Below are 25,787 nucleotides of genomic sequence, written 5' to 3'. Positions count from 1 at the left end.
CATGCCCAAAATCATCGATCTCGACGTCCTCGACATCCGGTTCCCCACGTCCCGGGAGCTCGACGGGTCCGACGCGATGAACCCGGACCCGGACTACTCCGCCGCGTACGTCGTCCTGCGCACCGACGACGGGCCGGAGGGGCACGGTCTCGCGTTCACCATCGGCCGCGGCAACGACGTGCAGGCGGCCGCGATCCATTCGCTCGCACCGCACGTGGTCGGCCGGGACGTCCCGGAGACCGCGCAAGCGCTTGCGGACCTGTACTTCGAGCTGATCGGCGACTCGCAGCTGCGCTGGCTCGGCCCGGAGAAGGGCGTGGCGCACATGGCGATCGGCGCGGTGGTCAACGCCGCGTGGGACCTCGCCGCGCGCCGTGCCGGGCTGCCCGTGTGGCGGTTCCTCGCGCAGATGACGCCCGAGGAGATCGTCAGCCTCGTCGACTTCCGGTACCTGTCGGACGCGCTGACGCCCGAGGACGCGCTGCAGATCCTGCGGTCCTGCGAGCACGGCAAGGCCGAGCGCGCGGAGTTCCTGATGCGCGAGGGATATCCCGCCTACACGACCTCGCCCGGCTGGCTCGGTTACTCCGACGACAAGCTCGCCGGTCTCGCCCGGCAGGCGCTCGCCGACGGCTTCGACATGATCAAGCTCAAGGTCGGCGGCAGCCTCGACGACGACGTGCGCCGGATGAAGCTCGCCCGCGAGGTCGTCGGTGAGAAGGTGCGCGTCGCGGTGGACGCCAACCAGCGGTGGGATGTCGACACCGCGGTGCGGTGGATGCGTGAGCTCGCGCCGTACGACCCGTACTGGATCGAGGAGCCGACGTCGCCGGACGACGTGCTGGCGCACCGGGCCATCGCGGACGCGCTCGCGCCGATCCGCGTCGCCACCGGTGAGCACGTGCAGAACCGCGTGGTGTTCAAGCAGTTGCTGCAGGCCGGTGCGATCGACGTGCTGCAGCTCGACGCGTGCCGCGTCGCCGGCGTGAACGAGAACATCGCGATCATGTTGCTGGCCAAGAAGTTCGACGTTCCGGTGTGCCCGCACGCGGGCGGTGTCGGGCTGTGCGAATTGGTGCGGCACCTGTCGATGTTCGACTTCGTGGCCGTGTCCGGCGAGATCGGCGAGCGCGTCATCGAGTGGGTCGACCACCTGCACGAGCACTTCCTCGACCCGGCGGTCGTGCGCGACGGCCGGTACCTGGCGCCCGACGCGCCGGGATTCTCCGCTCAGCTCAAGGACGAGACCCTGTCGGACTACCGCTTCCCGGACGGTCCGGTGTGGACAGCTTTGGAGGGGCAGTGACTGACTTCGAGGGCCTGGTCGCCGTCGTGACCGGCGGCGCCTCGGGCATCGGGCTGGCGACAGCGAACCTGTTGTCCAGCCGCGGCGCTTCCGTGGCGGCGCTCGACCTCAACCCGGACGTGAAGGACCCGCTGGTCGGGGTCCGCACGGACGTCTCGGACGACGAGAGCGTCCAGTCCGCGATCGCCGAGGTGGTCGAACGGTTCGGCCGGCTCGACATCGTCGTGAACAACGCGGGCATCGGCGCCCAGGGTGACGTGAGCGCCAACTCCGACGAGGAGTGGTTGCGCGTGCTCAACGTGAACGTGGTCGGCATGGCGCGGGTGGCGCGGGCGGCGTTGCCGCACCTGCGGAACTCGCCGTCGGCCGCGATCGTGAACACCTGCTCCATCGCGGCGTGGGCCGGGCTGCCGCAACGCGTCCTGTACTCGGCCAGCAAGGGCGCGGTCTACGGACTGACGCTCGCGATGGCCGCCGACCACGTGCGCGAGGGCATTCGCGTCAACGCGGTCGCCCCCGGCACGGCGGACACCCCGTGGGTGGGCCGTCTGCTCGACTCGGCGCCGGACCCGGCCGCCGAGCGGGCCGCATTGGAGGCGCGCCAGCCGCACGGCCGGCTGGTCTCCGCCGACGAGGTCGCGGGCGCGATCGCCTACCTGGCGAGCCCGCTGTCCGGTTCCACCGCAGGCACGATTCTCGCTGTCGACGGTGGCATGTACGGGTTGCGTCTGCGCCCGAAGCCTTAGGAGAGCCAACAACTATGAAGCGTCGCAGCAGCCTCACCGCCGCGGTATGCCTCGCGCTCGCCGGTGTCTTGACAGCCTGTGGGACCGGCGGCGGGGCCACAGGCTCGTCGAGCGGAGCCGTCGGCCCGATCGGCGCCGACCACCCGCGGGCCGACTCCGACTTCTGGAACTCGTACATCAAGTACTTCCCGGAGAAGGCCAAGGAACTCGGCATCAACCTGCTGAACCCCACCAACTCCCAGAACAAGGTGGAGAACCTGGTCGCCAACGCGCAGACGCTGCAGTCGCAGGGCGCGAAGGCGATCGTGATGGCCCCGCAGGACACCGGTGCCATCGCGTCCACTTTGGACCGCCTGGACAAGGCGGGCATCCCGGTCGTCACCGTCGACACGCGCCCGGACAAGGGCAAGACCTACATGGTCGTGCGCGCGGACAACAAGGCGTACGGCGAGAAGGCCTGCAAGTTCCTCGGTGACAAGCTCGGCGGCAAGGGCAAGGTCGTCGAGTTCCAGGGCTCGCTGTCGTCGGTCAACGGCCGCGACCGCTCCGAGGCGTTCGCCGCCTGCATGAAGCAGAACTACCCCGGCATCACGGTGTTCGAGGAGCCGACCGAGTGGGAGGGTGCGAAGGCCTCGGCCGCGCTGCAGACCCGCCTCAACGAGCACCCGGACATCAACGGCATCTACATGCAGGCCGGTGGCGTGTTCCTCGCGCCGACGCTGCAGCTGTTGCGCCAGAAGAACCTGCTGGTCCCGCCGACCGACCCGAAGCACGTCTTCATCGTGTCGAACGACGGCATCCCGCAGGAGCTGGAGGCCATCCGCAAGGGCGAGATCGACGCGACCGTGTCGCAGCCGGCCGACCTCTACGCGAAGTGGGCGCTGTTCTACGCCAAGGCGGCCGTGGAGAAGAAGACGTTCCAGACCGGCAAGACCGACCACGACTCGACCATTGTGGACACCGGTAACGGCCGGCTCGAGGACCAGCTGCCCGCGCCGCTGATCACCAAGGAGAACGTCGACGACAAGGCCTTCTGGGGCAACCAGATCAACAAGTGATGTCATCGGAGTTCGCCGTGGTCGCAAGGGGTGTGACGAAGCGGTTCGGGTCGGTGCTCGCGCCGGGTGGCGCGGGCGGCGATCTCCGGGCCGGTTGGTCGCGTGCCCTCGCGTGTCGGTCGGGGTGTGTGTGATGTCGGAATTCGCCGCGGTCGCGAGGGGTGTGACGAAGCGGTTCGGCAAGACGCTCGCGTTGGACGACGTGGGCATCGAGATCCGGGCCGGCGAGTCGCACGCCCTCGTGGGCCGCAACGGCGCGGGCAAGTCGACGCTGGTCTCCGTCCTCACCGGCATGCAGGTGCCGGACGCGGGCGAGGTCGCGTTCTTCGGCGAACCCGCGCCGCCCGTCGCCGACCGCGCCGCGTGGCGTCAGCACGTGGCGTGCGTGTACCAGAAGGCCACCGTGGTGCCCGAGCTGTCGGTCGCCGAGAACCTGTTCATCAATCGGCAGGACTTCGGCGGTGGCCTGATCAGCTGGAAGCGACTCCGTCGCGAAGCCGCTTCGTTGCTGGACCTGTACGAGGTCGCCGTCAGCCCGGACTCCAAGGTCGCGGACCTGACCGTGGAGCAGCGGCAGCTCGTCGAGATCGCGCGGGCACTCTCCATGGGTTCCCGCTTCGTCATCCTCGACGAGCCCACCGCGCAGCTCGACGGTCCCGCGATCGAGCGGCTGTTCGACCGGATGAGGTCGTTGCAGGACAGGGGAGTGACGTTCCTGTTCATCTCCCACCACCTGCAGGAGGTCTACGAGGTCTGCCAGACCGTCACGGTGTACCGCGACGCGAAGCACATCGTCACCGCGCCGGTCGCCGAGATGTCCAAACCGGACCTGATCGAGGCTATGACCGGCGAGGCGGGCGGTCTCAACGTGCCCAGCGGCGAGGACCGGGCGACGTCAGCCGACGAGGTGTTGACCGTCGCGGAACTGAGCGGCGACGCGTTCGAGGACATCTCGCTCACCGCGACGCGCGGCGAGGTCATCGGCCTCGCGGGCAGCGCGTCGAGCGGCAAGCACGAGTTCGCCGAGACCGTCTACGGGCTGCGCAAGCCCTCGTCCGGGGCCATCGCCGTGAACGGGTCCGCGGTGCGTGGCGGCGACGTGCCGTCCGCCCTGAAGGCCGGAATCGGCTGTGTGCCAAGGGATCGGCATCACCAGGGGCTCGTGGTCGACCTGTCGATCGCGGAGAACGCCACGATGAGCGTGCAGGGCACGTTCGTGCGTCGCTCCGCCCTGAACAACGCGGGGCGCACCGCGATCGCCTCGTACGACATCAAGGCCGCCGGGCCGGACCAACCCGTGTCCGACCTGTCCGGCGGCAACCAGCAGAAGGTCGTCATGGCCAGGGCTCTGGCCGGCGACCCCGCTGTGCTCGTGCTGATCAACCCGACCGCGGGCGTCGACGTGAAGTCGAAGGAGTCGTTGCTCGGGGTCGTCGACGCGCAGGCGCGCCGGGGCAAGGCCGCGATCGTCGTATCCGACGAGCTGGACGACCTGAAGGTCTGCGACCGAGTTCTGGTGATGTTCCACGGCCGGGTCGTGCGCGAGTTCGCGCGCGGCTGGCAGGACCGGGAGCTCATCGCCGCGATCGAAGGGATGGAGCAGTGACCAAGGCGATGAGCCCACCAGTGCAAACGACGTCTCCGCCGCCGAACAAGCAGCGGTTCCAGTTCGCCAAGTACCAGGACCTCGCGCTGGTGCCCGCGATCGTGCTGCTGATCGTCATCGGCGCGGTGCTCAACCCGACGTTCCTCACCGCCGACAACCTGATCGCGGTGCTGCAGTTCCAGAGCGAGCTGAGCCTGCTCGTGCTGGCGCAGGCGCTGATCCTGATCGTCGGCAAGATGGACCTGTCGCTCGAGTCCACGATCGGCATCGCGCCGGCCGTGGCGATCGCGCTGGTCATCCCGGTCGCGTCCAACGGCCTGGGGGTCGAATTGCCCGCGTGGACCGCGATCCCGGTGTGCCTGCTGACGGGCGCGCTGATCGGCGGCTTCAACGGGTTCCTGATCCTGAAGGTCGGTCTGTCCGGCTTCATGGTCACCCTCGGCATGCTGACGATGCTGCGCGGTCTGCAGGAGGCGCTGACCAAGGGCCAGACGCTGTTCGACGTGCCGGAGTCGTTCCTGTACCTCGGCGCGGCGCGCTGGGCCGGCCTGCCTGCGGCGGTGTGGATCTGCATCGTGCTGTTCGCCGTCGGCATCTTCACGATGTCGTACCTGCGACAGGGGCGTTCGTTGTACGCCATCGGCGGCAACAAGGAGGCCGCGCGCGCCGCCGGTATCCGGGTCGACCGCGTGGTGTGGATCGTGCTGATCATCGGTGGCGTGCTCGCCGCGATCGCCGGCGTGCTGATGACCGGACGGCTCGGCACGGTCGCCGTGTCGCAGGGCGCGGGCATGATCTTCAAGGTGTTCGCGGCCGCGGTCATCGGCGGGATCTCGCTGCAGGGCGGCAAGGGCACGCTGTTCGGCGCGCTGTCCGGTGTGCTGATGCTCGGACTGGTCGAGCAGATCCTGCGTCTGCAGGGCGTTTCCGGGTACTACATCAACGCGTCCTACGGCGCGGTGATCATCCTCGCGCTGGTCGTCACCCGATTCGCCACCGGTCAGAAACAGGAGTAGTCGTTGGAAACCGTCGCGCTGCACACCCGGCTCCGTGAAGGCAAGGAGGCCGACTACGACCGGATCCACGCCACGATTCCCGCTGAGCTGGACACCGCGTTGCGGGAGGCCGGGGTGCATTCGTGGCGGATCTGGCGCAGTGGCCGGGAGTTGTTCCACCTCGTCGAGGTCGACGACTACAAGGCGATGCGCGAGCACTTGGCGGCACACCCGGCGAACATTCCGTGGCAGGCTCGGATGGCGGAACTGTTGGAGGTCGAGGACGACTACTCCGGCGCCGTCCCCGACGTGAAGCTGGTTTGGGAGCTGCCGTGAAGGTTTCGGTTTCGCGTTTGGGCTTCGGTGCCGCGCCCATCGGCAACCTGTACCGCGAGATCTCCGACGAGGAGGCGTTCGGCGCGGTCGAGGCGGCGTGGCAGACCGGTGTCCGCTACTTCGACACCGCGCCGCACTACGGCCTCGGCCTGTCCGAACGCCGCCTCGGCGTGGCGTTGCGGGGCCGGCCTCGGTCGGAGTACGTGATCTCGACGAAGGTCGGGCGACTGCTGGAGCCGTTCGACGGCGAAGGCCAGGACACCGAGGGTTTCGCGGTGCCCGCGCACTTCCGGCGCGTGCGTGACTATTCGGCGGACGGCGTGAAGCGGTCGCTGGAGTCCTCCTTGGAGCGTCTGGGCACCGACCGCGTGGAGATCGTCTACATCCACGACCCGGACGAGTACTGGGAAGAGGCGGTGTCCCAGGCGTATCCGGCGTTGGAAGAGCTGCGGTCCCAGGGCGTCGTGGACGCGATCGGCGTCGGCATGAACCAGTGGGAGATGCCGGAACGGTTCGTCCGCGAGACCGACATCGACGTGGTGATGCTCGCCGGCCGGTACACGTTGCTGGAGCAGACCGCGCTCACGACGTTCCTGCCGCTGTGCGAGGAGCGCGGTGTGTCGGTCGTCGCGTGCGGGGTGTTCAACTCGGGTCTGCTGTCGCGGGCCGTTGTTCCGGATGCGGCGAAGTACAACTACGAGGACGCACCCTCGGAGCTGGTCGAACGCGCCCGCTCGATCGCGGCGGTGTGCGAGCGGCACGGCGTGACGTTGCCGCAGGTCGCGATCCAGTTCGCGTTCGGCCACCCGGCCGTCGTGTCCGTGGTGATCGGGTCGCGCACCGCGGAGCAGATGCACGGCAACGCGGCGTACTTCTCGGCGGCGATCCCCGCGGAGCTGTGGGACGACCTGCGGTCCGAGGGACTGCTGGGCGCGGAGGTGCCGACGCCGTGATCATCGACGCGCACCACCACCTGTGGGACCTGTCCGTCCGCGACCAGGACTGGATCACCGACCCGCCGATGGGTGTGATCAAACGCAGTTTCTCGGCCGAAGACTATGCCGAAGATGCTTCAGGCGTCTCGGCTTCCGTGCTGGTGCAGACGATCTGCGTGCCCGAGGAGACACCCGAGTTCCTCGCGATCGCCGAGCAGTCACCTGTGATCAGTGCCGTGGTGGGCTGGACGGACCTGACCTCGCCGTCGATCGATGACGCGCTCGCGGCGTTGCGCGACGGCCACGGCGGTTCGTGGCTGCGCGGGATCCGGCACCAGGTGCAGGGCGAGCCGGACCCGGAGTGGTTGTGCCGCAAGGAGGTCTGGCGCGGGCTGGCCGCGGTCGGTTCGGCCGGGCTGGTGTACGAGCTGCTCACGTTGCCGCACCAGCTGCCCGCCGCGCGCAAGACCGTGGCGGCGCTGCCGCAGGTGTCGTTCGTGCTGGACCACTGCTCGAAGCCGCCGGTCGCGTCCGGCGACGTCGACGAGTGGGCCGAGCTCGTGCGGTCGCTGGCCGAGCACGAGAACGTGACGTGCAAGCTGTCCGGGCTGGTCACCGAGGCCGACTGGAAGTCGTGGACGATCGACGACCTGCGCCCGTACTTCGAGGTCGTGCTGGACGCGTTCGGCCCGTCGCGGCTGATGTTCGGGTCGGACTGGCCGGTGTGCCTGCTCGCCGCGTCCTACGGTGACGTCGTCTATGCGGCGCAGGAGCTGACCTCGGAGCTGTCCGCCGACGAACGCTCCGAGATCTTTTCCGGTACGGCCCAGCGGGTCTACGCGATCTGACCCTGCTTCTAGATCTGGCGCAGTTCCTCGACGAGCGCCTCGGTCGCCTCGGCGAGCGGGGCGCGCACAGGGCCCGCGGGGAGGTTCCTGAGGCGTAGTGCGGCCTTCACCGCGACGACGCCGGGTTCGCGGGTCATGATCGCGGTGATCGCCGGCAGCTGGGCCTGGTGCAGGCGCAGGGCTTCGGCGTTGTCGCCGCGGTCGAACGCGTCGAGCATCGCGCGGATCTCGTTGCCGACGACGTGTCCGACCGTGCTGACGACGCCCGCGCCGCCGATCGCGTACATCGGGAGCGTCAGCTCGTCGTTGCCCGAGTAGAACCGCAGGCCCGTCTCGTTGATCAGGGTCGCGGTCGCGAGCAGGTCGACCTTGCAGTCCTTCACGCCGACGATGTTCGGGTGCTCGGCGAGCCTGCGCAGGGTGCCGGTCTCGATCGCCGTGGCGGTGCGGCCGGGGATGTCGTAGAGCAGGACCGGAAGCTCGGTGGCCTCGGCGGCGGTCCGGAAGTGGCTCTCGACGCCCTCCTGGGTCGGGCGGCTGTAGTACGGCGTGACGACCAGGAGCCCGTGCGCGCCGGCCTTCTCGGCCTGGCGGGCGAGCTCGACCGTGTGGCGCGTCGAGTTCGTGCCGACGCCCGCGATGATCTTGGCGCGGTCGCCGACGGCGTCGGTGACGGCCCGGATCAGGGCCTCCTTCTCCGTGTCCGTGGTGGTCGGGGCCTCGCCGGTGGTGCCGTTGAGGACGAGGCCGTCCGCGCCGCCCTGGTCGACCAGGTGGGCGGCGAGCGTCTGCGCGCCGTCGAGGTCCAGCTCGCCGTCGCTGGTGAAGGGCGTGATCATCGCTACGAGCACTCGTCCGAACATGGTTCCAGGTTCGCCCCGTCGTTCGGAAAGTTCCAGTTAGAAGTTCTGCCCTGATTGTTAAGCTCAGCTTTGTGTTGGACGTACGCAGGTTGCGGCTGCTGCACGCGCTGTCCGTGCACGGGACGGTCACGGCCGCCGCGGAGGCATTGCATGTCACGTCGCCCGCCGTGTCGCAGCAGCTCGCCGCCCTGGAACGGGAGGCGGGCGTCGCGCTGGTGGCCCGCGACGGCCGCCGGTTGACGCTCACGCGGGCCGGGCAGGTGCTCGCGGCGCACACGCAGCTCGTGCTGGATCAGCTCGCCGCGGCCGAGGCCGACCTGGCGTCGTTGCGGACGCGGGTGTCGGGCGCGGTGCGGCTGGGTGTGTTCGTCTCGGCGGCGGTCGCCTTGCTGCCGCGGGCGATCCGTTCGCTGCGAGCGGCGCACGGTTCGGACATCGAGCTCGTGGTGCACGAGATGGAGCCCGAGGCATCGCTGCCCGCGCTGCGCCGCGGCGAGATCGACATCGCGGTCGTGCACGCGTACAACATCATGCCGCGCGACGTGCCCGTGTCGTGTGAGTCGCACGAGCTGCTGATCGAGCAGGTGTGCGTGGCGTTGCCGCTGAACGATCCGTTGGTGCAGCAGGACTCCGTGGACCTGGCTCTGCTGGCCGACCGGCCGTGGATCATGCCGCGCACCGACGCGTCCTGTCACGAGCTGACCCAGCGTGCCTGCGGGGCCGCGGGGTTCGTGCCGCACCCGCAGGCCTACTGCGATGACTTCGGTGTCATGTGCGGGCTCGTGGAGGCCGGCCTGGGGCTGGCGCTGGTGCCGTCGCTGGCGCGCCGGCCGGGCGTGGCGCTGCGTCCGTTGAAGCAGCCGGTGTACCGGACGGTGTCCGCGGTCGTGCGGCATCGCGCCGACGGCCAGGCCGCCGTGCAGGTGGTGCTTGACCACTTGCGCGAGGCCTGACCGCTTTCGTTCAGACCGTTGTCAAGTCAGGCAAGATCTGACAACCACTGCTCGACGCCTGCCACGTGCACGGTCGACCAGCTGCGCGCCAGCTCCGGTTGGTGGGCGGCGAGCGCGTCCACGATGGCGCGGTGCTCGGCGACCGTTCGGTCTACCGCGTTCGACTGAGTGATTCCGCGCCAGATGCGCACCCGCACGGTCGGGCCGGCCAGGGTGTCGAGCAGCTGCGCCAGGTAGGCGTTGCCCGAGCACTGCGCGATGGCGCGGTGGAACTCGAGGTCGTGCTCGACGAGTTCCTCGACCGACTTGGCGTGCTCGGTCGCGTCGCAGAGTGCCCGCAGCTTGTTGATCTCCTCGACGTCGATGCGCTGGGCGGCCATCGCGGCGGCGGCGGGTTCGAGGATCCGCCGGACCTGCAGCACCTCGAGCAACGAGTCCTCGCCGCGGTGCAGGTCGAGCACGAAGCTCAGTGCGCCGAGCAGGTCGTCCGCGCGCAGGCTGGACACGTAGGTGCCGTCACCTTGACGCACGTCCAGCACCCTGACCAGCGACAACGCCTTGACCGCCTCGCGCAGGGAGTTGCGGGACAGCCCGAGGCGCTCGGCCAGGTCGGCCTCTCTCGGCAGCCGATCGCCCGGCTTGAGCTCGCCGGAGACGATCATCTCCTTCACGCGCAGGATCGCGTCGTCAGTAACCGCCACGGCACCCTCTGTTCGATAGACCTCGGATGTCTAACCCACAGTATGGGCTACATCTGTCTCGTATCGTGACATTGGGTCATGAATAACGAGTTGACCTTAGAATCAGTTATCTTCTAACGAGTACGTGACGGGATCCCGTCTTGTCGCCATAATGGTCTGGACCATTCAGGGAGGGATCTTGGACGCCGTTGTCGCAGCCCCGCAGGCGCTGCTCGGTCGCACGATCGTCGGTCCTGCCTCGGTGCGGATCAGAGACGGTCGAATCGTCGAAGTGATCACCGGTGAGCCCCCCGCGGGCGCCGAGGTCCTGCCCGACGGTCTGCTGACACCCGGTCTCGTCGACGTGCAGGTGAACGGATTCGTCGGCGTCGACTTCGCCGAGGCCGACGCCGACGCGATGCGGGCCGTCGCAGGTGCTCTGCCGTCCACAGGTGTGACCCGGTTCCTGCCGACCCTGATCACCGCGCCGGTCCCGGTCGCGCTGCGTCAGGCCCGTGCCGTTCTCGCGGCGTCGGCTTCCTTGGCTTCCGGTGCCCGGCCGTTGGGTGTGCATCTCGAAGGGCCGTTCCTGTCACCAAAACGCGCCGGCGTGCACGACCCGACTTTGATGGTCGCTCCTGGGCCGTCGGAGATCGATGCTCTGCTGGAGCTCGGGTCGGCTTTGCGGATGGTGACGCTGGCGCCGGAGCAGCCCGGCGGGTTGGACGCGGTCCGGCGTTTGGTTTCCGCGGGCGTCCTTGTGGCGGTGGGACATTCCGACGCCACCGGGGAGCAGACGCGAGCCGCCGCCGACGCGGGGGCGCGCATGGTGACCCACCTGTTCAACGCGCAGCGGCCACTAGGACACCGGGAGCCAGGGGTTCCCGGTGTTGCTTTGGTGGACGATCGTTTCACTCTCGGATTGATCGCCGATCTCGCGCACGTCGGCCCGGACGTTTGCCGCCTGGTGTTCAACGCTGCCGGTGCGCGGGTTGCTCTCGTGACCGATGCCGTTGCCGCTGCTGGGATGCCTCCTGGGCGGTACCAGCTCGGAGGTGCCGACGTTGTTCTGACTGACGACGGTGTGCCTCGGTCGCCTGAGGGCACGATCGCCGGGTCCGCTCTGACGTTGGACCGCGCGATCCGCAACATCGTGTCCGTTGGGGTGCCGGTTGAGGATGCGTTGGCTTCGGCGACGATCGTGCCCGCTGAGGTGATCGGGGAGTCGGGGTTGGGGCGGTTGGCGCCCGGCGCTGTCGCTGACCTCGTGTGGTGGGACTCGGACCTTCGCCCTCGCAAGGTCTGGGTGGACGGGGCGGTCGCGTACGACGCCGACAACCCGTCGCTGCCCAAGTCGGCCAGCTACGCCACGGCTGGTCAGTAGCGAACACGAAAGGGGCCCTCGCCGCGGCGAGGGCCCCTTTCGCATGTCTGGGGCGGCCCAGATCGCGCGCTAACGCAGGCGTCCCCCGCCACGGATCCCCCCGCGCGAATTCTTCCAGGCGGCACTGACATTCCGGGCCTCGTCGACGCACGGGCTGCGCCCGTTCGGTGAGCGCGCCTGCTCGGGGTCCCCGCCCACGCCCGGCGGCGTGTCGTCCGTGCAGGCCGCGTGTCGCCCTTTCAGCACCCCCGAGTTGTCCGTTCGCCACGCCCGAGTTGTCCGTTGGTGCCCGCTCCAGAGACGCGAATGCCCCGGCGGGTGCACCCGCCGGGGCATTCGTCAACCACGTCAGAGCGTGCGCGTCACCTTGTTGAGGCCACGCGGGTTGTCCGGGTCCCCGCCCCGCGCCAGCGCCAACCCGTGCGCCAGCCGCTGAATCGGCAGGATCTCCAGAATCGGCGCCACCTCCTCAGCCGTCTCCGGCACGAGAATCCGGTGCGCCGCCGCCACCTTGTCAGCCGCAGACCCAACAGCGGTCACGTCGGCCCCACGCTGGTGCACGGCCTCCAGAACATCCCGCAACGCGTCGCCACCCTTACCCGCCGACGTAACCGCCAGCACGGCCGTCTCAGCGTCCACGGCCGCAACAGGCCCGTGCAACAGATCGGCCCCGCTATAGGCCCGCGCCGCCAGGTACGACGTCTCGGCGAGCTTCAAAGACGCTTCGAGAGCCGTCGGGTATGAGTAACCCCGACCGGTGGTCAGCACACGGTCGACGAACCGGTACCGCCCAACAACCTCGTCGATCCCAGGAGAAGCCAGAGCCGAGGAAGCCAACTCGCCTAGCGAAGCGGCGGCGGAGCCGTCACCACCACGAGCAGCGTCGACCAGCAGATACAAAGCCAGCAGAGTCGCCGAGTAGGTCTTGGTGGCGGCGACGGCGTGCTCAACGCCCGCGCCGACATCCACGGACAGCTCGGCGGCGGCGTTGATCGGCGAGGTGGCCGTGTTGGTCACCGCGACCGTCAAAGCGCCGCGCCGGCGGGCGGACGCCGTGACCTCGAGCAGGTCCGGGGAGCCGCCCGACTGCGACACGGTCACCAGCAGCACGTCCCGCAGGTCCGGCTCGGCGCCGTACAACGTCGTCGTGGACGCGGACACCAGACCGGCGGGCAGTTCCAGCAGCACCTCGGTCAGGTACTTCGCGTAGATCGCCGCGTGGTCGGACGAGCCGCGCGCGGCGAAGAGGACGAAGCGCGGGGCGCGGGCGCGGATCGCTGAGGCGACCGAGGCGAACTCGGCGCGGCGTTCGTACAGGGAACTGAAGATCTCGGGCTGCTGGGCGATCTCGGCTGCCATGTGCTGACCGGGCTGAGAAGTCATGTCGTGCCTTTCGCAATCAGCTCTGCAGCGGCCCGGAGACTCACCCGAGACCCGCCGTGGGTGTCGATGCGGGCGCCGCTGCCCAGGTCCGGACCCGGCACGCCGGTCTCCACGTGCACGGTGTCCAGACCAAGCTTAGTTAACAAAGTTACCAGTTGGCGAGCATGTTCATGACGGTGCGCGTCCCTGGTCACCACCACGATCGTCCGCCCATCGGCGACGCTCGCAACCTCTTCGGCGGTCACCGAAGCGGACGCGATCACCTGGGTGTCCGGACGCAGTTCCCGCAGGTACGGGCCCAGGCCCCACGGCACGTCGCCGACCGCGATCGACGGCGCCACCACCAGGTCGACGACGAGCAGCGGCCCTCGCAACGACACCGAGCCCGACAGGGCACGACGGGCCGCCAGCATGCCGATCTCCGCGTCGTGCGCGTCGACCCGCGCGGGCGGCGTTCCCAGGGCCAGCGTCCGCGTGGCCGCCTGCGTCAGGCGTTCCTCGGACAGTTCACCGGACTTCACCGCCGCCACGATGCTGTCGACCAGCCACTGCATGCCGTCGTCGTCGAGCGGCTCGCCGCCCAGGCACAGGGCGTCCACGCCCGCGGCCAGAGCACGAACCGCGCCCTGTGCGAGATCGCCGCCGACGGCCTTCATGTCCAGGCCGTCCGTGATGATCGCGCCGGTGAAGCCGAGTTCCGAACGCAGCACCGAGATCGCCTTGGGGTTCAACGTCACCGGCGCCGAACCCCACTCGGCCACGACCAGGTGGCCGGTCATGATCGACCGGACACCCGCCGAGATCGCCGCGCGGAAGGGCACCAGCTCAACTGAACGAAGCTCGTCAACCGTCCGCGGCAGCACCGGCAGCTGTTCGTGTGAGTCCACAGTGGACGCGCCGTGGCCGGGGAAGTGCTTGGCGCACGCGGCGACGCCCACGGTCTGCATGCCCTCGACGAACGCCGCCACGTGCCGGGCCGCCGACGAGGGATCCGAACCGAAGGAGCGGACGCCGATGATCGGGTCCTCCAGTGTCAGCACGAGGTCCGCCGACGGCGCCAGGTTGAGCGAGATCCCGCACGCCGCGAGGCGCGCGCCGATCGACGCCGCCACCTCACGGGTCAGGTCGAGGTCGTTCGCGGCGCCCAGCGCGTGGTTGCCGGGCACCTCCGAACCACGACCGGCGTCCAGGCGGGTGACGTCGCCGCCCTCCTCGTCGATGCCGATCACCACGTCCGGACGCGCGGAACGCAGTTCCGAGCACAACGACGTCACCTGCGAGTCGGAAACAACGTTGCGGCCGAACAGGACGACGCCACCGAGGCCGTCGGACACCCGGCGCAGCAACCAGTCGGGGGCGGTCGTTCCGTGGAATCCGGGCAGTAGAACGGCTGCGGCCAACTGCTCCACGCGTTATCCCTTCACCGCGCCGGCCGTGACACCGGCGACCATCTTCCGCTGGACGATCAGGAAGAACACGAGCGCGGGCACCGTGAACAACACCGAGGCGGCCATCGCGCCACCCCAGTCGGTGCCGAACGCCGTCTGGAACCCGGACAGGAACACCGGCAGCGTCTCGCGGTCCTGGCTGCGGATGAGCACCTTGGCGAACAGGAACTCGTTCCACGCCGTGATGAACGCGAACACCGACGTGGCCACCAGGCCGGGGCCGAGCAGCGGCAGCGTCACCTTCTGGAACGCGCCCCACCGACCGCAGCCGTCGACCATCGCGGCCTCTTCGAGCTCGATCGGGATGCCGTTGACGAAGCCGCGCAACGTCCACGCGCAGAACGGCAGCGTGACCGCGAAGTACACGAGGATCAGCGACGTCAGGTGTTCGTAGAGCTGAAGGTCGCGCATCATCAGGAACATCGGGATGAGCAACGCCTCGAAGGGCGCCATCTGGGCGACGAGCATGAGCAGCACGAAGCCCTTGCGGCCACGGAACCGCAGGCGGGACATGGCGACCGCGGCGAGCAGACCGACCACGATCGACGCCAGCACCGCGGTCAGCGTGACCGTCAGGCTGTTCGCCAGAGACGACAGGAAGCCCTGTTTCGTCCACGCGGTCACGAAGTTCACGGCCGTGACCTTGAACGGCACCAGGTCGTAGCCGCTGGTGAGCAGCGTGCCCTTCGGCTTCAGCGCGGACGTGATCATCCAGTAGGTGGGGAACGCGAAGAACGCCGCGAGCACGAGCCCGAAGACGTTGGCCACCGGCCTTCTCACAGCTGTCCCTCCTCGGTCCGCAGGAGCCTGCGCAGGTACTGGAACGTCAGCAGCGCCAGGATGATCATCATGACCACGCTGACCGCCGCGCCCACACCGAAGTGGCCCTTCGCGATGCCCTCCAGGTACTGCAGCACGGCGAGCGTCGTGCTCTCGCCGCTCGGACCGCCCTCCTTGAACACCCAGATCTGGGCGAAGACCTTGAAGTCCCACAGCGTCGACAGGAACGTCACCATCATCAGCAGGGACTTGATCTCGGGCCAGGTGACCGCGCGGAACGTCTGCACACCGCTCGCGCCGTCGATCCCCGCGGCCTCGTAGAGATCGCGCGGGATGCCCAGCAGGCCGGCGTAGAGGGAGAACGCGAGGAACGGGATCGCCTGCCACACGATCAGCAGACCGACCACGGTCAGCGTCGACGCGCCCGACGAGAACCACGAGTGCCCGGCGAACGAGTCGAACCCGAGCTTGACCAGGGTCTTGTTCAGGATCCCGTACGTCTGGTCGAACATCCAGATGTAGACGGTCGCGGACGCGAGGATCGGCATCGCCCACGCGCACAGCATGGTCACCTGCAGCACGATCCGCACCCATGGGCTGAGCGAGCGCATCAGCAGCGCGATCAGCAGACCGGCGATCACCGAGGTGGCGACGACGGCGACGGTGAAGACGATCGTCCGCACCGTCACGTCCCAGAACCGCTCGTCCTGCAGGATCTCGGCGTAGTTGTCGAACCCGGTCCACACGATCTCGCCGCGGAACAGCTCACCGAGGTTCAGCTGCCGGAAGCTGGTCACGAACACCGAGACGACCGGGAACCCGATCAGCCACAGGATCGCGATGACCGCGGGCGCCAGCAGGAGGTAGGGCAGCGCCCGGTCGAAGGCGCCGCCACGACGGCGCTCGCGCGCGCCGCCCGTCACGGCAGGCGGCAGCGCCGGCGGGACGGATCCCGCCGGCGCAGCCGACTCGGTCGTCTTGACGGCCGTCATTATCCGGTCGTCAGCTTCCCAGTGCCTTGCTGATGGCCTCGTTGGCTTCCTTCGCCACGGTGTCCAGCGGCTTGGCACCCGTCAGGTACGCGGTCAGCGCGTCCTTCAGCGGGTTCTGGCCGGCCTCGACGGCCGCCCACTTCGGCGTGGTCGGGGTGACCTTGCCGTTCGGCGCGGCCTTCGCGAGGGCCTTGCCGACCGCGTTGGACTCCAGCTTCGAGGTGTCCTTCGAGGTACCCGGAACGGCGCCGCCCTCGGCCAGCATGTCCTGGTACTTCTTGCTGCTCAGCAGCGCCAGGTACTTCTTGGCGATGTCGGCGTTCTTGCTGTTCGCCGGGATGGCGAGGTTCGAGCCGCCCAGGAAGACCGGCGCGGTCTTGCCCGCCGTCTTGGACGGGATCGGGAACGCCGAGGTCTTGTCCTTCAGCTCCGGCTTGTCCTTGACCGCGCTGCCGAGCTCCCACGGGAGACCGATCATCATGGCCACGTTGCCGGTCTCGAAGACCTCGTACTGCTGCGGCTTGGCCTCGTCGGTGTCCTTCGCGGCCTTCGTGCCGGACGCGTCGACCAGCGACTTGTACGCCTCGAAGCCGGCCTTGGACTGCGCCGAGTCGAGCGCGCCGGTCCACTTGCCACCGGACTCCTTGGCGACGTCGCCGCCCTCGTCCCAGAGCAGGGACAGCAGGAAGTACCAGGACTGACCCGGCAGGTACAGCGCCTGGAACTCGGGGTTCGAGGCGTTGGCCGCCTTCAGCTTGTTCATCGCGTCGATCCACTCGGCGCGCGACGTGGGCGGGTTCGCGATGCCCGCGGCCTGGAACAGGTCCGTGCGGTAGATGACCGTGCGGTTCGCGGCGTAGAACGGCACACCGAACTTCTTGCCGTTCAGGGTGAGCGAGTCCTCGAGACCGCTCAGCCACTCACCACCGTTGAACTGGCCCTTGTCCGCGGTGAGGTCGGTCAGCGTCTTCTCGTCCGCGAAGCCCGCGGTCTGCGTGTTGCCGAGCTCGATGACGTCCGGGGGAGTGTTGCTGCTGAGCGCCGTGGTCAGCTTCTCCTGGATGCCGTTCCACTTCTGGACCTCGTACTTGACCTTGACGCCCTTGTTGCTCGCCTCGAACTCCTTGTTCAAGGCGTCCGTGAGCGTGGTCGGCGCGGAGCCGTCCATCAGCCACACGGTCAGCGTCTTCTCTCCTCCTGAGTCGCCGCTGCCACTGTTGGTGCTCGTGCCACATCCGGCCACGGCTACCGCCAGTGCGGCGGCACCGGCAGCGAGTCCTCTCCAGCCCTTCACAGTCGCGCCCTTTCAGCAAGCCCGGCTCCAGCGCCGGAACGCCCAAGTGGTTCAGACCAATGCGGCTTAGCGTGTGCCGCGCCACAGATCCTGTCAAGGCCGATGCCAAGTCGTTGCGAAGTCATCCGATCATTTGCGTGTCGATTTTCAACCGCTTGATGCGCCCTTCTCGCGGGTTATCGGGGGTTCGAGCGCACGAATCGGCACGGACAAGGCATCCTTGACAGGCGTGGTTGTGAAGTTCGAGGAGGAGGCCATGCTGGAGACGACGCCTGCATCGGGCGTGGACGCCAGGACCCGTGCGCAGCGCGAGCCCAAGTACTGGGGTCTCAAGCGGCATCTGCTCGACCTGCTGCGCGCGTTGCCGCCGGGGTCGCCGATCCCGACGGAACGATCACTGGCGGCGGAGTTCGACGTCTCCCGAACCACGGTGCGCCAAGCGCTTGCGGAGCTGACCGTCGAGGGCAGGCTGCTCCGCGTGCAGGGCAAGGGGACCTTCGCGGCTGAGCCGAAGGTCGCACAGCGACTGCAGCTGTCTTCGTACACAGAGGACATGAAGGCGCAGGGCCGGGTGCCGTCCTCGAAGCTGATCGAGGCGTCCGAACAGCCCGCCGAGGCGGAGCTCGCCCGGCTGCTGGGCGTCCGTCCCGGTGCGAAGGTGCTGCGGCTGCACCGCCTCCGTCTGGCCGACGGCGAGCCGATGGCGATCGAGACGACCCACCTCGCGCTCGGCCGGTTCCGCGGGCTGCGCCGGTACCTGGCGCCCGGCGCCTCGCTGTACCAGGTGCTGCGCGAGCGGTTCGGTGTCGAGATGGGACACGCGGAGGAGACGATCGAGACGGCGCTCGCGTCGCCCGAGGAGGCCGAGCTGCTCGGCGCGGACATCGGCCTGCCGATGCTGCTGCTGTCCCGGCACTCGTTCGACACCGAGGGCAACCCGATCGAGTGGGTGCGGTCGGTGTACCGCGGCGACCGGTACAAGTTCGTCGCCACGCTGAACCGTCCGCAGTAGACCGCCGTGGCCGACATCGCCTGGGGGACGCCGCGCGCTCGCCTGGTGCTGGCCACCACGATCATCGGGTCGGGCATGGCGATGCTCGACTCCACGATCGTCAACGTCGCGCTGCCGCGCATCGGTGACGAGCTCGAGGCGTCCGTCACGGATCTCCAGTGGATCCTCAACGGGTACCTGCTCGCCCTGGCTTCGCTGATCCTCGTCGCTGGATCGCTGGGGGACCGGTTCGGGCGGCGGCGCGTCTACGTGATCGGCGTCGTCTGGTTCGGTCTCTCGTCACTGCTGTGCGGTGTCGCGACGAACGTGTGGACCCTGGTCCTCGCGCGCGTGCTGCAGGGGATCGGCGGGGCTCTGCTCACGCCCGGCGCGCTGGCGATCCTGCAGTCCTCGTTCGGACGCGACGCCCGGTCCAGGGCGATCGGGGCGTGGTCCGGGCTGTCCGGCGTGGCCACCGCGATCGGGCCGCTCGTCGGCGGGCTGCTCGTGCAGGTGTGGTCGTGGCGGCTGGCCTTCCTGATCAACCTGCCCGTGGCCGCGCTGTGCGTGTGGCTCGCGCTGAAATCGGTGCCCGAGTCGAAAGACGACGAGGCCGGCCATCCCGACTACGTCAGCTCGGGGGTCGGCGCGATCGGGCTGGCCCTGCTGACCGGCGGGATCGTCGAACAGTCCTACCTCTGGGCCGGGCTCGGGATGGTCGCGTTGATCGTGTTCGGCGTGGTCCAGGCGCGCAGCTCGGACCCGCTGGTGCCGCCGGAGCTGTTCCGGGACCGGACGTTCGTGCTGTCCAACGGCCTGACGTTCCTCATGTACGGCGCGCTGGGCGCGGTCATGTGGCTGCTGGTGCTGCAGCTGCAGGTGTCGGCCGGCTACTCGCCGACGGCGGCGGGCCTGGCCAGCGTGCCGATCACGATCATCATGCTGCTGACGTCGGCCCAGTCCGGCCGGCTCGCGCAGAAGTACGGTCCGCGGGCCCAGCTGGTGATCGGGCCGATGCTGGTCGGGGCGGGCATGTTGCTGCTGCGCAACGCCGTCCCGGGCTCGTCATACCTGACCGACGTGCTGCCGGGCGTGCTCGTCTTCGGCGTCGGCCTCGCCGCCGTCGTCGCTCCCGTGACCGCCACCGTGCTGGCCGCCGCGCCGGACCGGCACGCGGGCATCGCGTCGGGTGTGAACAACGCGGTCGCCCGAACCGGCAGCCTGCTGGCGGTCGCGGTCCTGCCGAGCGTCGTCGGCCTGACCGGCGACCGGTACAGCGACCCGGCCGCCCTCACGTCGAGCTGGCAGATGGCCCTAGTGCTGTGCGCGATAGCCGCGGCCGCCGGCGGGCTGATGGCGCTGGGCGTCGACAACAAGGTCCTCGACGTCCCGGCTGAGCCGGACGAGTGCCCGCACACCGGTGAGTGCATGCACCTCGGTGTGGAGGGTCCGCCGACGCACATCAAGCCGGGCACCCACGAGCTCTCAGGAGCTCAGCAGGCGGGCCAGTAGGGCCGGCTCGATGTTGCCGCCGGACACGACGCCGACGGTCTTGCCGTTCGCGACCTTCGGGTAGGCGGCCACGACGGTCGCCCCGCTCGGCTCGGCGACGATCCGGGTCCGCCGCGCGATCTGCGCCACCGCCGCCCCGATCTCCTCGTCGGACACGGTGACGATGTCGTCGACGTACTTCCGGATGTGCGCGAACGTCAGCTCGGACGGTTCGGCCCGCAGCCCGTCCGCGATCGTGCGCGCCCGGTCCTGCGGCGACCACCGCACCAGCTCGCCCGCGCGGAACGACTCCGCCGCGTCCCCGGCCAGCTCCGGCTCGACCCCGATGACCCGCACGCCCGGCCGCAGCGACTTCACGGCCGTCGCGATGCCGGAGATGAGCCCGCCGCCGCTGACGGGAACGATCACGGTCGAGACGTCCGGCAGGTCCGCGACGATCTCCAGGCCGATGGTGCCCTGCCCGGCGATCACGTCGGGGTGGTCGAACGGCGGGATGAGCGCGGCGCCCAGCTCCTCGACGAGCTCCTCGGCCCGCGCCTCGCGCTGACCGATCGGCACGAGCACGACGTCGGCGCCGTGCGAGCGGGTCGCGTCGATCTTGAGCTGCGGCGTGTTGTCCGGCACGACGATCGTGGCCTTCACCCCGGCGAGCTTCGCGGCGTAGGCGACGGCCTGGGCGTGGTTGCCGCTGGAGTAGGCGACGACGTTCGTGCCCTCGGGCAGGCGGGACAGGGCGTTGAACGCGCCGCGGATCTTGAACGCGCCGATCGGCTGCAGGTTCTCCGGCTTGAGCCACAGCTGCCCGTCGCCCCACGGCAGCAGCGGCGTGCGCAGGACCACGGGTGAGATGGCCTCGGCGGCCGCTTCGATGTCGGAGATCGTCACCAGTCGCATGGTTCCGATGATGCACGTCACCGCGGCCCAACCGAAGAAGTGGTCCGGGCGTCCCACTTTTTGCCATGACTGCGGAGAAGACCGAGAAGATCACCCCGACCAAGATCGTCGCGAGCGTGCTCGCCGCCGTCACCGCGGCGCTGCTGAGCCTGCGCCTCAACGTCGTCGGCACCGTCATCGGAGCGGTGGTCGCGAGCCTGGCCACCACCATCGGCGCCGTTCTCTACCAGCGCTCGATGGAGCGCGAGAAGCGGTGGCAGGTGGTCGCCGTGGGCGGACTGCTCGTGTCGCTCACCGTGGTGGCCGTCGTGGCGAGCGTGCGGATCGTCCAGGGCACCCCGGTGAAGGCCCAGCAGCCGATCCCGACGGAAACGCAAAAGGTGATCGAAAGATCCACCGAGACGATCAAGGAAACGGTCCGGCCGACGGAGTCCACTCCGGCGACCACTCAGTCGCCCGCCGAACGCACCACTACGACCGAACCCCCGTCATCTCAGCTGCCTTCCAGCAGCTCAGCGCCTTCGTCAACTGTCACCACCATTAGGTGATCGTTTCACCGATTCGTGGTCGCGTTAACTGTCAAGGGCTACGGAGCGCAGTTGATCAGTCGTGAGCTGTGACACACTTCGACCACAGTTGGCCCCTGCCGTTATAGATAACAGGCTCATAACTTCACTCGAATGGGCGACACGGATCGGCTGTTCGAGGAGGCCTGGGAGGAGGGCGTGATGCAGCTCGTGGCTGATCCACTGACGCGCAGCGCCCGGAAGAACGAGGAAACGAGAGTTGGAGGGGTGGGGCGACCCCTGCCGCCGCCCCACCACCCGTCCCCCTAGAGCACCCGAGAGAGGTCCCTGCAACCAGCTCTCGGGCACCCCTGCACCCGAAGATGAGGGAGACGTCTGATGAACCGCACGAGTGCGGCCCGTTTAACCGGTGCCGTGTTGCTCGCCACCGGAGTCGTGACTGCTCTCAGCGTACCGGCGTTTGCGGACCCTGCCGCACCCGCCGGGGCTACCAGTTCCAACACGGAGAGCTACCCGTCCGAGTTGCTCCAGGCGGTCCAGCGGGATCTGGGCCTGAACGCCGATCAAGCACGCGTCCGTCTCGCCAGCGATGAGCGGTCCGGCTCCATCGAGAACTCCGCCAAGTCTCAACTCGGCGAGGCGTTCGGCGGCGCTTGGATCGACCAGTCGTCCGGCAAGTTGCAGATCGCCTCAACCAAGCCCGGCGTTACCGTCGACGGCGCCGATGTGAGGACCGTCAAGTACTCGCAGCAGCAACTCAACGGCACCAAGACTGTTCTGGACGTGCTGAAGGCGCCGTCGAGCGTCACGAGCTGGCGGGTCGACGACCAGACCAACAGCGTCGTGGTCGAGGTCAACAAGACCCAGCGCGACGCCGCCACCGAGGCGTTCCTGAAGACCGTCCGGTCGATCAGCCCCGCGGTCCAGGTCGCCGAGGTGACCGAGTCGCCGACGCCGCTGTACGACCTGCGCGGCGGTGACGCGGTCTACATGGGCGGCGGACGCTGCTCGCTCGGGTTCTCCGTCCAGGGCGGCTTCGTGATCGCCGGCCACTGTGGTCGCGCGGGCACCGCGACCCAGGGCTACAACCGCGTCTCCCAGGGCACCTTCGCGGCCAGCGTGTTCCCCGGCAACGACTACGCGTGGGTCCGGACCAACTCGAACTGGACGCCTCGCCCGTGGGTCAACCACTACGGAGGCGCGAACGTGATCGTGAAGGGCTCGACCGTGGCCGCGATCGGCGCGACGATCTGCCGCTCCGGCTCGACCACCGGCTGGCGTTGTGGCCGGGTCCAGGCCTACAACCAGACCGTCAACTACGCGCAGGGCCAGGTGCGCGGCCTCACCAAGACGAGCGCCTGCGCGGAGCCGGGTGACTCCGGTGGTTCGTGGGTGGCGGGCACCGGCTTCGGTCAGGCCCAGGGCGTGACCTCCGGTGGTTCCGGCAACTGCACCTCCGGCGGCACCACGTATTTCCAGCCAGTCAACCCGATCCTGCAGCGCTACGGCCTGCGCCTCGTGACCGGATGATCAGCTGAACTGAACAGACCGTTTCGAGAGCCCGTACCAGAAGCCTTCAACGCTGGTACGGGCTTTCTCGTGCGTCGCCGCGCCGAGTGCCACGAACAGCGGTGCGAAGTGCTCGGTGCGCGGATGCGCGATCCCGGCCGCGGGTGCCTTCACCTCGAAGTCCAGCAACGCGTCCACGTCACCCTCGCTCAGCCGCTCGTTCGCCCAGTCGTCGAACTCCTTCGACCACGACGGCGGCTCGTAGTCCGGGCCCGCCGGGAAGTTCACGCAGCTCAGGTTGTGCGTCATGAAGCCGCTGCCGACGATCAGGACGTTCTGGTCGCGCAACGGCGCCAGCCTGCGGCCGATCTCGTGCAGCTCGCGCGGGTCCAGCGTCGGCATGGACATCTGCAGCACCGGCACGTCGGCGTCCGGGAACATCTCCTTCAATGGGACGTACGCGCCATGGTCGAGCCCGCGCGTCTCGTCCTGGGCGACGTGGCCGAGCAGCTTGCGGACGTCGTCCGCCAGCTCCGGAGCGCCGGGCGCCGGGTACTTCACCTGGTAATAGCGCTGTGGGAAGCCCCAGAAGTCGTACGTCAGCGGCACGGTCGTGGTGGCACCGATCGTCGTCGGCGCCTCCTCCCAGTGCGCGGAGACCATCAGGACGGCCTCCGGGCGCGGGAGGGCGGCGGACCAGTCCCGGAGCTCCTTGGTCCACCGCTCGTCGTCAGCCAGCGGAGGAGCGCCGTGGCTCAGGTACAGGACAGGTGCGGTCACGCCTCTCAGCGTACGCGATTTAGTTCAAATTTCAACGACTCTGCCGCGGTCTTGGGGTCCTCGGCCTCGGTGATGGCGCGCACGACGACGACGCGGGTCGCGCCGGCCTCGAGCACCTGACTGAGGTTCGACTGGTCGATGCCGCCGATGGCGAACCAGGGGCGGATGCAGCCCCTGGTGGCTTTGACCAGATCGAGTCCGGGGGCCGGGCGGCCCGGCTTCGTCGGCGTCGGCCAGCACGGGCCGGTGCAGAAGTAGTCCGCGCCGTGCTGGGTGGACGCGGCGCGCATCTGGTCCACGTCGTGCGTGGAGCGGCCGATGACCATCTTCTCGCCCACGACGTGGCGCGCGATCGCCACCGGCAGGTCGTCCTGGCCGAGGTGCAGCACGTCCGCCTTCACCGCGTACGCGACGTCCGCGCGGTCGTTGACGGCGAGCAGCGCACCCCGATCCTCGCAGATGCCCGCGATCTGTTCGAGCGCGGCGATCTCCTGCTTGGCCTCCAACGACTTGTCGCGCAGCTGCACGATGTCGACGCCGCCCGCGAGCGCCGCGTCCACGAACTCCGCGAGGTCCGGGCGGTTCGGGGTGCAGAGGTACAGGTTCGCGTCGGCGAGTCGTTGCCTGATCAGGTTTCCGTCGAGTCCTGGCACGCTCGCACGGTAACCGTTACGGTGGGGCTTGGTCCGCACGGGAGCCTGGAGAACACCGGGCTGAGAGGGAGCGTGGTTCGCTCCGACCGTCGAACCTGATCCGGGTCATGCCGGCGCAGGGAGCGTGAATGCCTTGACCGTAGAAGTGTCCGTCCTCGGCGGCGGTGTCATCGGCCTGTCCGTGGCGTGGTTCGCCGCGCGCGACGGGTTCTCCGTGAACGTGCACGATCTCGGCTCGCCGCACGGCGGTTCGGTCGTCGCGGGCGGCATGCTCGCGCCCGTCTCAGAGGCTTGGCCGGGTGAGGAAACCGTTACCGCGCAAGGTGTTGCGGCGCTGGCTCGGTGGCCGGGGTTCGCCGCTGAGCTGAACGTAGAATTGTTCAACAATGGGACGATCGTGGTCGGGACTTTGCCCGGCGACCTGGCCGAACTTCGTCGTATTGAGGGATTGTTCAACAATGGTGAAGTAGAATTGTTGAACAATAGGGCGATCCGACAGGTGGAGCCGGCGTTGGGGCCGGCGGTGCGCGGCGGGGTGTTCGCGCCGGGAGATCTGGCGGTGGACAACCGCGAGCTGCTTTCCGCGCTGCGCAAGGCTTGCGTCGAGACCGGGGTCACCTTCAATTCCAATGTGGACGGACGGTTCACGGTGATCGCGGCGGGGGCGTGGAGCGGAGCCCTGCATCCGGCGCTGAAGGACGTGATCCGACCGGTGAAGGGCGAGATCCTGCGCCTGACAAGACGTTCCGGGGCGCTGCCGCCACCAACGCACACGATCCGCGCTTCGGTGTCCGGGCGGCCGGTGTACATCGTGCCGCGCAACGACGGGGTCGTCGTCGGCGCCACCCAGTACGAAGCCGGGTTCGACACCGACGTGACGGTCGCCGGCGTGCGAGACCTGTTGCGGGACGCGGAAACCGTGCTGCCGGGCATCGCCGAGTACGCGCTCGCCGAGTGCGCGGTCGGGTTCCGCGCGGGCAGCCCGGACAACGTGCCGATCGTCGACTGGCTGGAGCCCGGCGTCATCGCCGCGTGCGGTCACCACCGCAACGGTCTGCTGCTGGCGCCGCTGACGGCGGCGCGGGTCCTCGAACTGCTCAAGGGAGGAACACCGTGAACGCACGGGTCAACGGCGTGGTCCGGGACCTGCCGGACGGCGCGACCGTCGCACACGTCCTGGAGCTGCTGAACGCGCCGCCGTCGGGTGTCGCGGTGGCCCTGGACGGCGAGGTCGTGCCGAGGGCGGCCTGGTCTTCGACGTTGGTGCCATCAGGTGGTGTGGTCGAGGTGCTCACCGCAGTGCAGGGAGGATGA

The 25,787-nt window shown here is 68.9% G+C and carries 26 protein-coding genes and 1 riboswitch; of the genes, 16 read left to right on the top strand and 10 right to left on the bottom strand.

The window, feature by feature from the left end; translation table 11 throughout:
- Window position 1: 1 nt before the first annotated feature.
- From QSK35_RS24810 to QSK35_RS24775, 8 genes are all read left to right on the top strand, one after another.
- Window positions 2–1,306, top strand: coding sequence for an enolase C-terminal domain-like protein (locus tag QSK35_RS24810; RefSeq protein WP_285749876.1), 1,305 nt, complete (start codon window positions 2–4; stop codon window positions 1,304–1,306).
- Complete coding sequence (locus tag QSK35_RS24805; protein WP_285749875.1) at window positions 1,303–2,052, top strand: SDR family NAD(P)-dependent oxidoreductase; 750 nt, start codon at window positions 1,303–1,305, stop codon at window positions 2,050–2,052. The genes QSK35_RS24810 and QSK35_RS24805 overlap by 4 nt, the downstream gene beginning before the upstream one ends.
- A gap of 14 nt (window positions 2,053–2,066) precedes the next feature.
- The gene (locus QSK35_RS24800; protein WP_285749874.1) at window positions 2,067–3,110 is read left to right on the top strand and encodes a sugar ABC transporter substrate-binding protein; all 1,044 of its coding nucleotides are present in this window, start codon (window positions 2,067–2,069) and stop codon (window positions 3,108–3,110) included.
- Between the two features lie 133 nt (window positions 3,111–3,243).
- Window positions 3,244–4,716, top strand: coding sequence for a sugar ABC transporter ATP-binding protein (locus QSK35_RS24795; RefSeq protein WP_285749873.1), 1,473 nt, complete (start codon window positions 3,244–3,246; stop codon window positions 4,714–4,716).
- Between the two features lie 20 nt (window positions 4,717–4,736).
- Window positions 4,737–5,732 (top strand): ABC transporter permease, encoded by a 996-nt coding sequence (locus tag QSK35_RS24790; protein WP_285749872.1) that lies wholly within the window; start codon window positions 4,737–4,739, stop codon window positions 5,730–5,732.
- Window positions 5,733–5,735: 3 nt separating this feature from the next.
- Window positions 5,736–6,047, top strand: a complete 312-nt coding sequence (locus QSK35_RS24785; RefSeq protein ID WP_285749871.1) for an L-rhamnose mutarotase — start codon at window positions 5,736–5,738, stop codon at window positions 6,045–6,047.
- Window positions 6,044–7,000, top strand: coding sequence for an aldo/keto reductase (locus tag QSK35_RS24780; protein ID WP_285749870.1), 957 nt, complete (start codon window positions 6,044–6,046; stop codon window positions 6,998–7,000). The genes QSK35_RS24785 and QSK35_RS24780 overlap by 4 nt, the downstream gene beginning before the upstream one ends.
- On the top strand, window positions 6,997–7,830 hold the full coding sequence (locus QSK35_RS24775) for an amidohydrolase family protein (protein WP_285749869.1): 834 nt from the start codon (window positions 6,997–6,999) through the stop codon (window positions 7,828–7,830). The genes QSK35_RS24780 and QSK35_RS24775 overlap by 4 nt, the downstream gene beginning before the upstream one ends.
- Before the next feature lie 8 nt (window positions 7,831–7,838).
- On the opposite strand, the gene dapA is transcribed toward QSK35_RS24775, so the two are convergent.
- A complete protein-coding gene (dapA, locus tag QSK35_RS24770; RefSeq protein WP_285749868.1) occupies window positions 7,839–8,693 on the bottom strand; it encodes a 4-hydroxy-tetrahydrodipicolinate synthase in 855 nt (284 codons plus the stop codon).
- Between the two features lie 71 nt (window positions 8,694–8,764).
- Between dapA and QSK35_RS24765 the strand changes: the two genes are divergently transcribed.
- Complete coding sequence (locus QSK35_RS24765; protein ID WP_285749867.1) at window positions 8,765–9,646, top strand: LysR family transcriptional regulator; 882 nt, start codon at window positions 8,765–8,767, stop codon at window positions 9,644–9,646.
- A gap of 26 nt (window positions 9,647–9,672) precedes the next feature.
- On the opposite strand, the gene QSK35_RS24760 is transcribed toward QSK35_RS24765, so the two are convergent.
- Window positions 9,673–10,347 (bottom strand): FadR/GntR family transcriptional regulator, encoded by a 675-nt coding sequence (locus QSK35_RS24760; RefSeq protein ID WP_285749866.1) that lies wholly within the window; start codon window positions 10,345–10,347, stop codon window positions 9,673–9,675.
- A 178-nt stretch (window positions 10,348–10,525) separates the two neighbouring features.
- On the opposite strand from QSK35_RS24760, the gene nagA reads away from it, so the two are divergent.
- Window positions 10,526–11,710 carry an N-acetylglucosamine-6-phosphate deacetylase gene (nagA, locus tag QSK35_RS24755; protein WP_285749865.1) on the top strand — a complete coding sequence of 395 codons (1,185 nt, stop codon included), beginning with the start codon at window positions 10,526–10,528 and terminating at the stop codon, window positions 11,708–11,710.
- 348 nt (window positions 11,711–12,058) lie between these two features.
- On the opposite strand, the gene QSK35_RS24750 is transcribed toward nagA, so the two are convergent.
- The 5 genes from QSK35_RS24750 to QSK35_RS24730 are packed head-to-tail and all read right to left on the bottom strand — an operon-like array spanning window position 12,059 to window position 17,607.
- The gene (locus tag QSK35_RS24750; protein WP_502881710.1) at window positions 12,059–13,069 is read right to left on the bottom strand and encodes an SIS domain-containing protein; all 1,011 of its coding nucleotides are present in this window, start codon (window positions 13,067–13,069) and stop codon (window positions 12,059–12,061) included.
- Between the two features lie 20 nt (window positions 13,070–13,089).
- Entirely contained in the window at window positions 13,090–14,502 is a 1,413-nt protein-coding gene (locus QSK35_RS24745; RefSeq protein ID WP_285749863.1) for a glycoside hydrolase family 3 protein, read from the bottom strand.
- Window positions 14,503–14,505: 3 nt separating this feature from the next.
- Window positions 14,506–15,321: a carbohydrate ABC transporter permease gene (locus QSK35_RS24740; protein WP_285749862.1), complete on the bottom strand. Its 816-nt coding sequence runs from the start codon at window positions 15,319–15,321 to the stop codon at window positions 14,506–14,508.
- Window positions 15,318–16,313, bottom strand: a complete 996-nt coding sequence (locus QSK35_RS24735; protein WP_285749861.1) for a carbohydrate ABC transporter permease — start codon at window positions 16,311–16,313, stop codon at window positions 15,318–15,320. The genes QSK35_RS24740 and QSK35_RS24735 overlap by 4 nt, the downstream gene beginning before the upstream one ends.
- Window positions 16,314–16,323: 10 nt before the next feature.
- A complete protein-coding gene (locus tag QSK35_RS24730) occupies window positions 16,324–17,607 on the bottom strand; it encodes a sugar ABC transporter substrate-binding protein (protein ID WP_285749860.1) in 1,284 nt (427 codons plus the stop codon).
- Between the two features lie 256 nt (window positions 17,608–17,863).
- On the opposite strand from QSK35_RS24730, the gene QSK35_RS24725 reads away from it, so the two are divergent.
- Together QSK35_RS24725 and QSK35_RS24720 are read left to right on the top strand one after the other, a co-directional pair.
- On the top strand, window positions 17,864–18,619 hold the full coding sequence (locus tag QSK35_RS24725) for a GntR family transcriptional regulator (protein WP_146352630.1): 756 nt from the start codon (window positions 17,864–17,866) through the stop codon (window positions 18,617–18,619).
- A gap of 6 nt (window positions 18,620–18,625) precedes the next feature.
- Entirely contained in the window at window positions 18,626–20,110 is a 1,485-nt protein-coding gene (locus QSK35_RS24720; RefSeq protein ID WP_285749859.1) for an MFS transporter, read from the top strand.
- Here the strand turns inward: QSK35_RS24720 and QSK35_RS24715 are convergent.
- Entirely contained in the window at window positions 20,084–21,004 is a 921-nt protein-coding gene (locus QSK35_RS24715) for a threonine ammonia-lyase (protein WP_285749858.1), read from the bottom strand. The two genes, QSK35_RS24720 and QSK35_RS24715, sit on opposite strands and share 27 nt — an antisense overlap.
- Window positions 21,005–21,069: 65 nt before the next feature.
- Here QSK35_RS24715 and QSK35_RS24710 point away from each other — a divergent pair, with 65 nt between their 5' ends.
- Together QSK35_RS24710 and QSK35_RS24705 are read left to right on the top strand one after the other, a co-directional pair.
- Window positions 21,070–21,552 (top strand): hypothetical protein, encoded by a 483-nt coding sequence (locus tag QSK35_RS24710; RefSeq protein WP_285749857.1) that lies wholly within the window; start codon window positions 21,070–21,072, stop codon window positions 21,550–21,552.
- A gap of 357 nt (window positions 21,553–21,909) precedes the next feature.
- The gene (locus tag QSK35_RS24705) at window positions 21,910–23,061 is read left to right on the top strand and encodes a S1 family peptidase (RefSeq protein WP_285749856.1); all 1,152 of its coding nucleotides are present in this window, start codon (window positions 21,910–21,912) and stop codon (window positions 23,059–23,061) included.
- Here the strand turns inward: QSK35_RS24705 and QSK35_RS24700 are convergent, their stop codons facing one another.
- Together QSK35_RS24700 and thiE are read right to left on the bottom strand one after the other, a co-directional pair.
- The gene (locus tag QSK35_RS24700) at window positions 23,062–23,829 is read right to left on the bottom strand and encodes a dioxygenase family protein (protein ID WP_285750063.1); all 768 of its coding nucleotides are present in this window, start codon (window positions 23,827–23,829) and stop codon (window positions 23,062–23,064) included.
- Entirely contained in the window at window positions 23,826–24,473 is a 648-nt protein-coding gene (gene thiE, locus QSK35_RS24695; protein WP_285749855.1) for a thiamine phosphate synthase, read from the bottom strand. The genes QSK35_RS24700 and thiE overlap by 4 nt, the downstream gene beginning before the upstream one ends.
- Window positions 24,474–24,500: 27 nt before the next feature.
- Window positions 24,501–24,612, top strand: a riboswitch (TPP riboswitch).
- On the opposite strand from thiE, the gene thiO reads away from it, so the two are divergent.
- Both thiO and thiS read left to right on the top strand, forming a co-directional pair.
- Window positions 24,607–25,590, top strand: coding sequence for a glycine oxidase ThiO (thiO, locus tag QSK35_RS24690; protein WP_502881709.1), 984 nt, complete (start codon window positions 24,607–24,609; stop codon window positions 25,588–25,590). (Overlaps the previous riboswitch by 6 nt.)
- A complete protein-coding gene (gene thiS / locus QSK35_RS24685) occupies window positions 25,587–25,787 on the top strand; it encodes a sulfur carrier protein ThiS (protein WP_285749853.1) in 201 nt (66 codons plus the stop codon). The genes thiO and thiS overlap by 4 nt, the downstream gene beginning before the upstream one ends.

The sequence above is a fragment of the Lentzea sp. NBRC 105346 genome (assembly GCF_030269605.1).
Taxonomy (GTDB): domain Bacteria; phylum Actinomycetota; class Actinomycetes; order Mycobacteriales; family Pseudonocardiaceae; genus Lentzea.
This window is presented reverse-complemented; position numbering and strand designations above follow the sequence as displayed.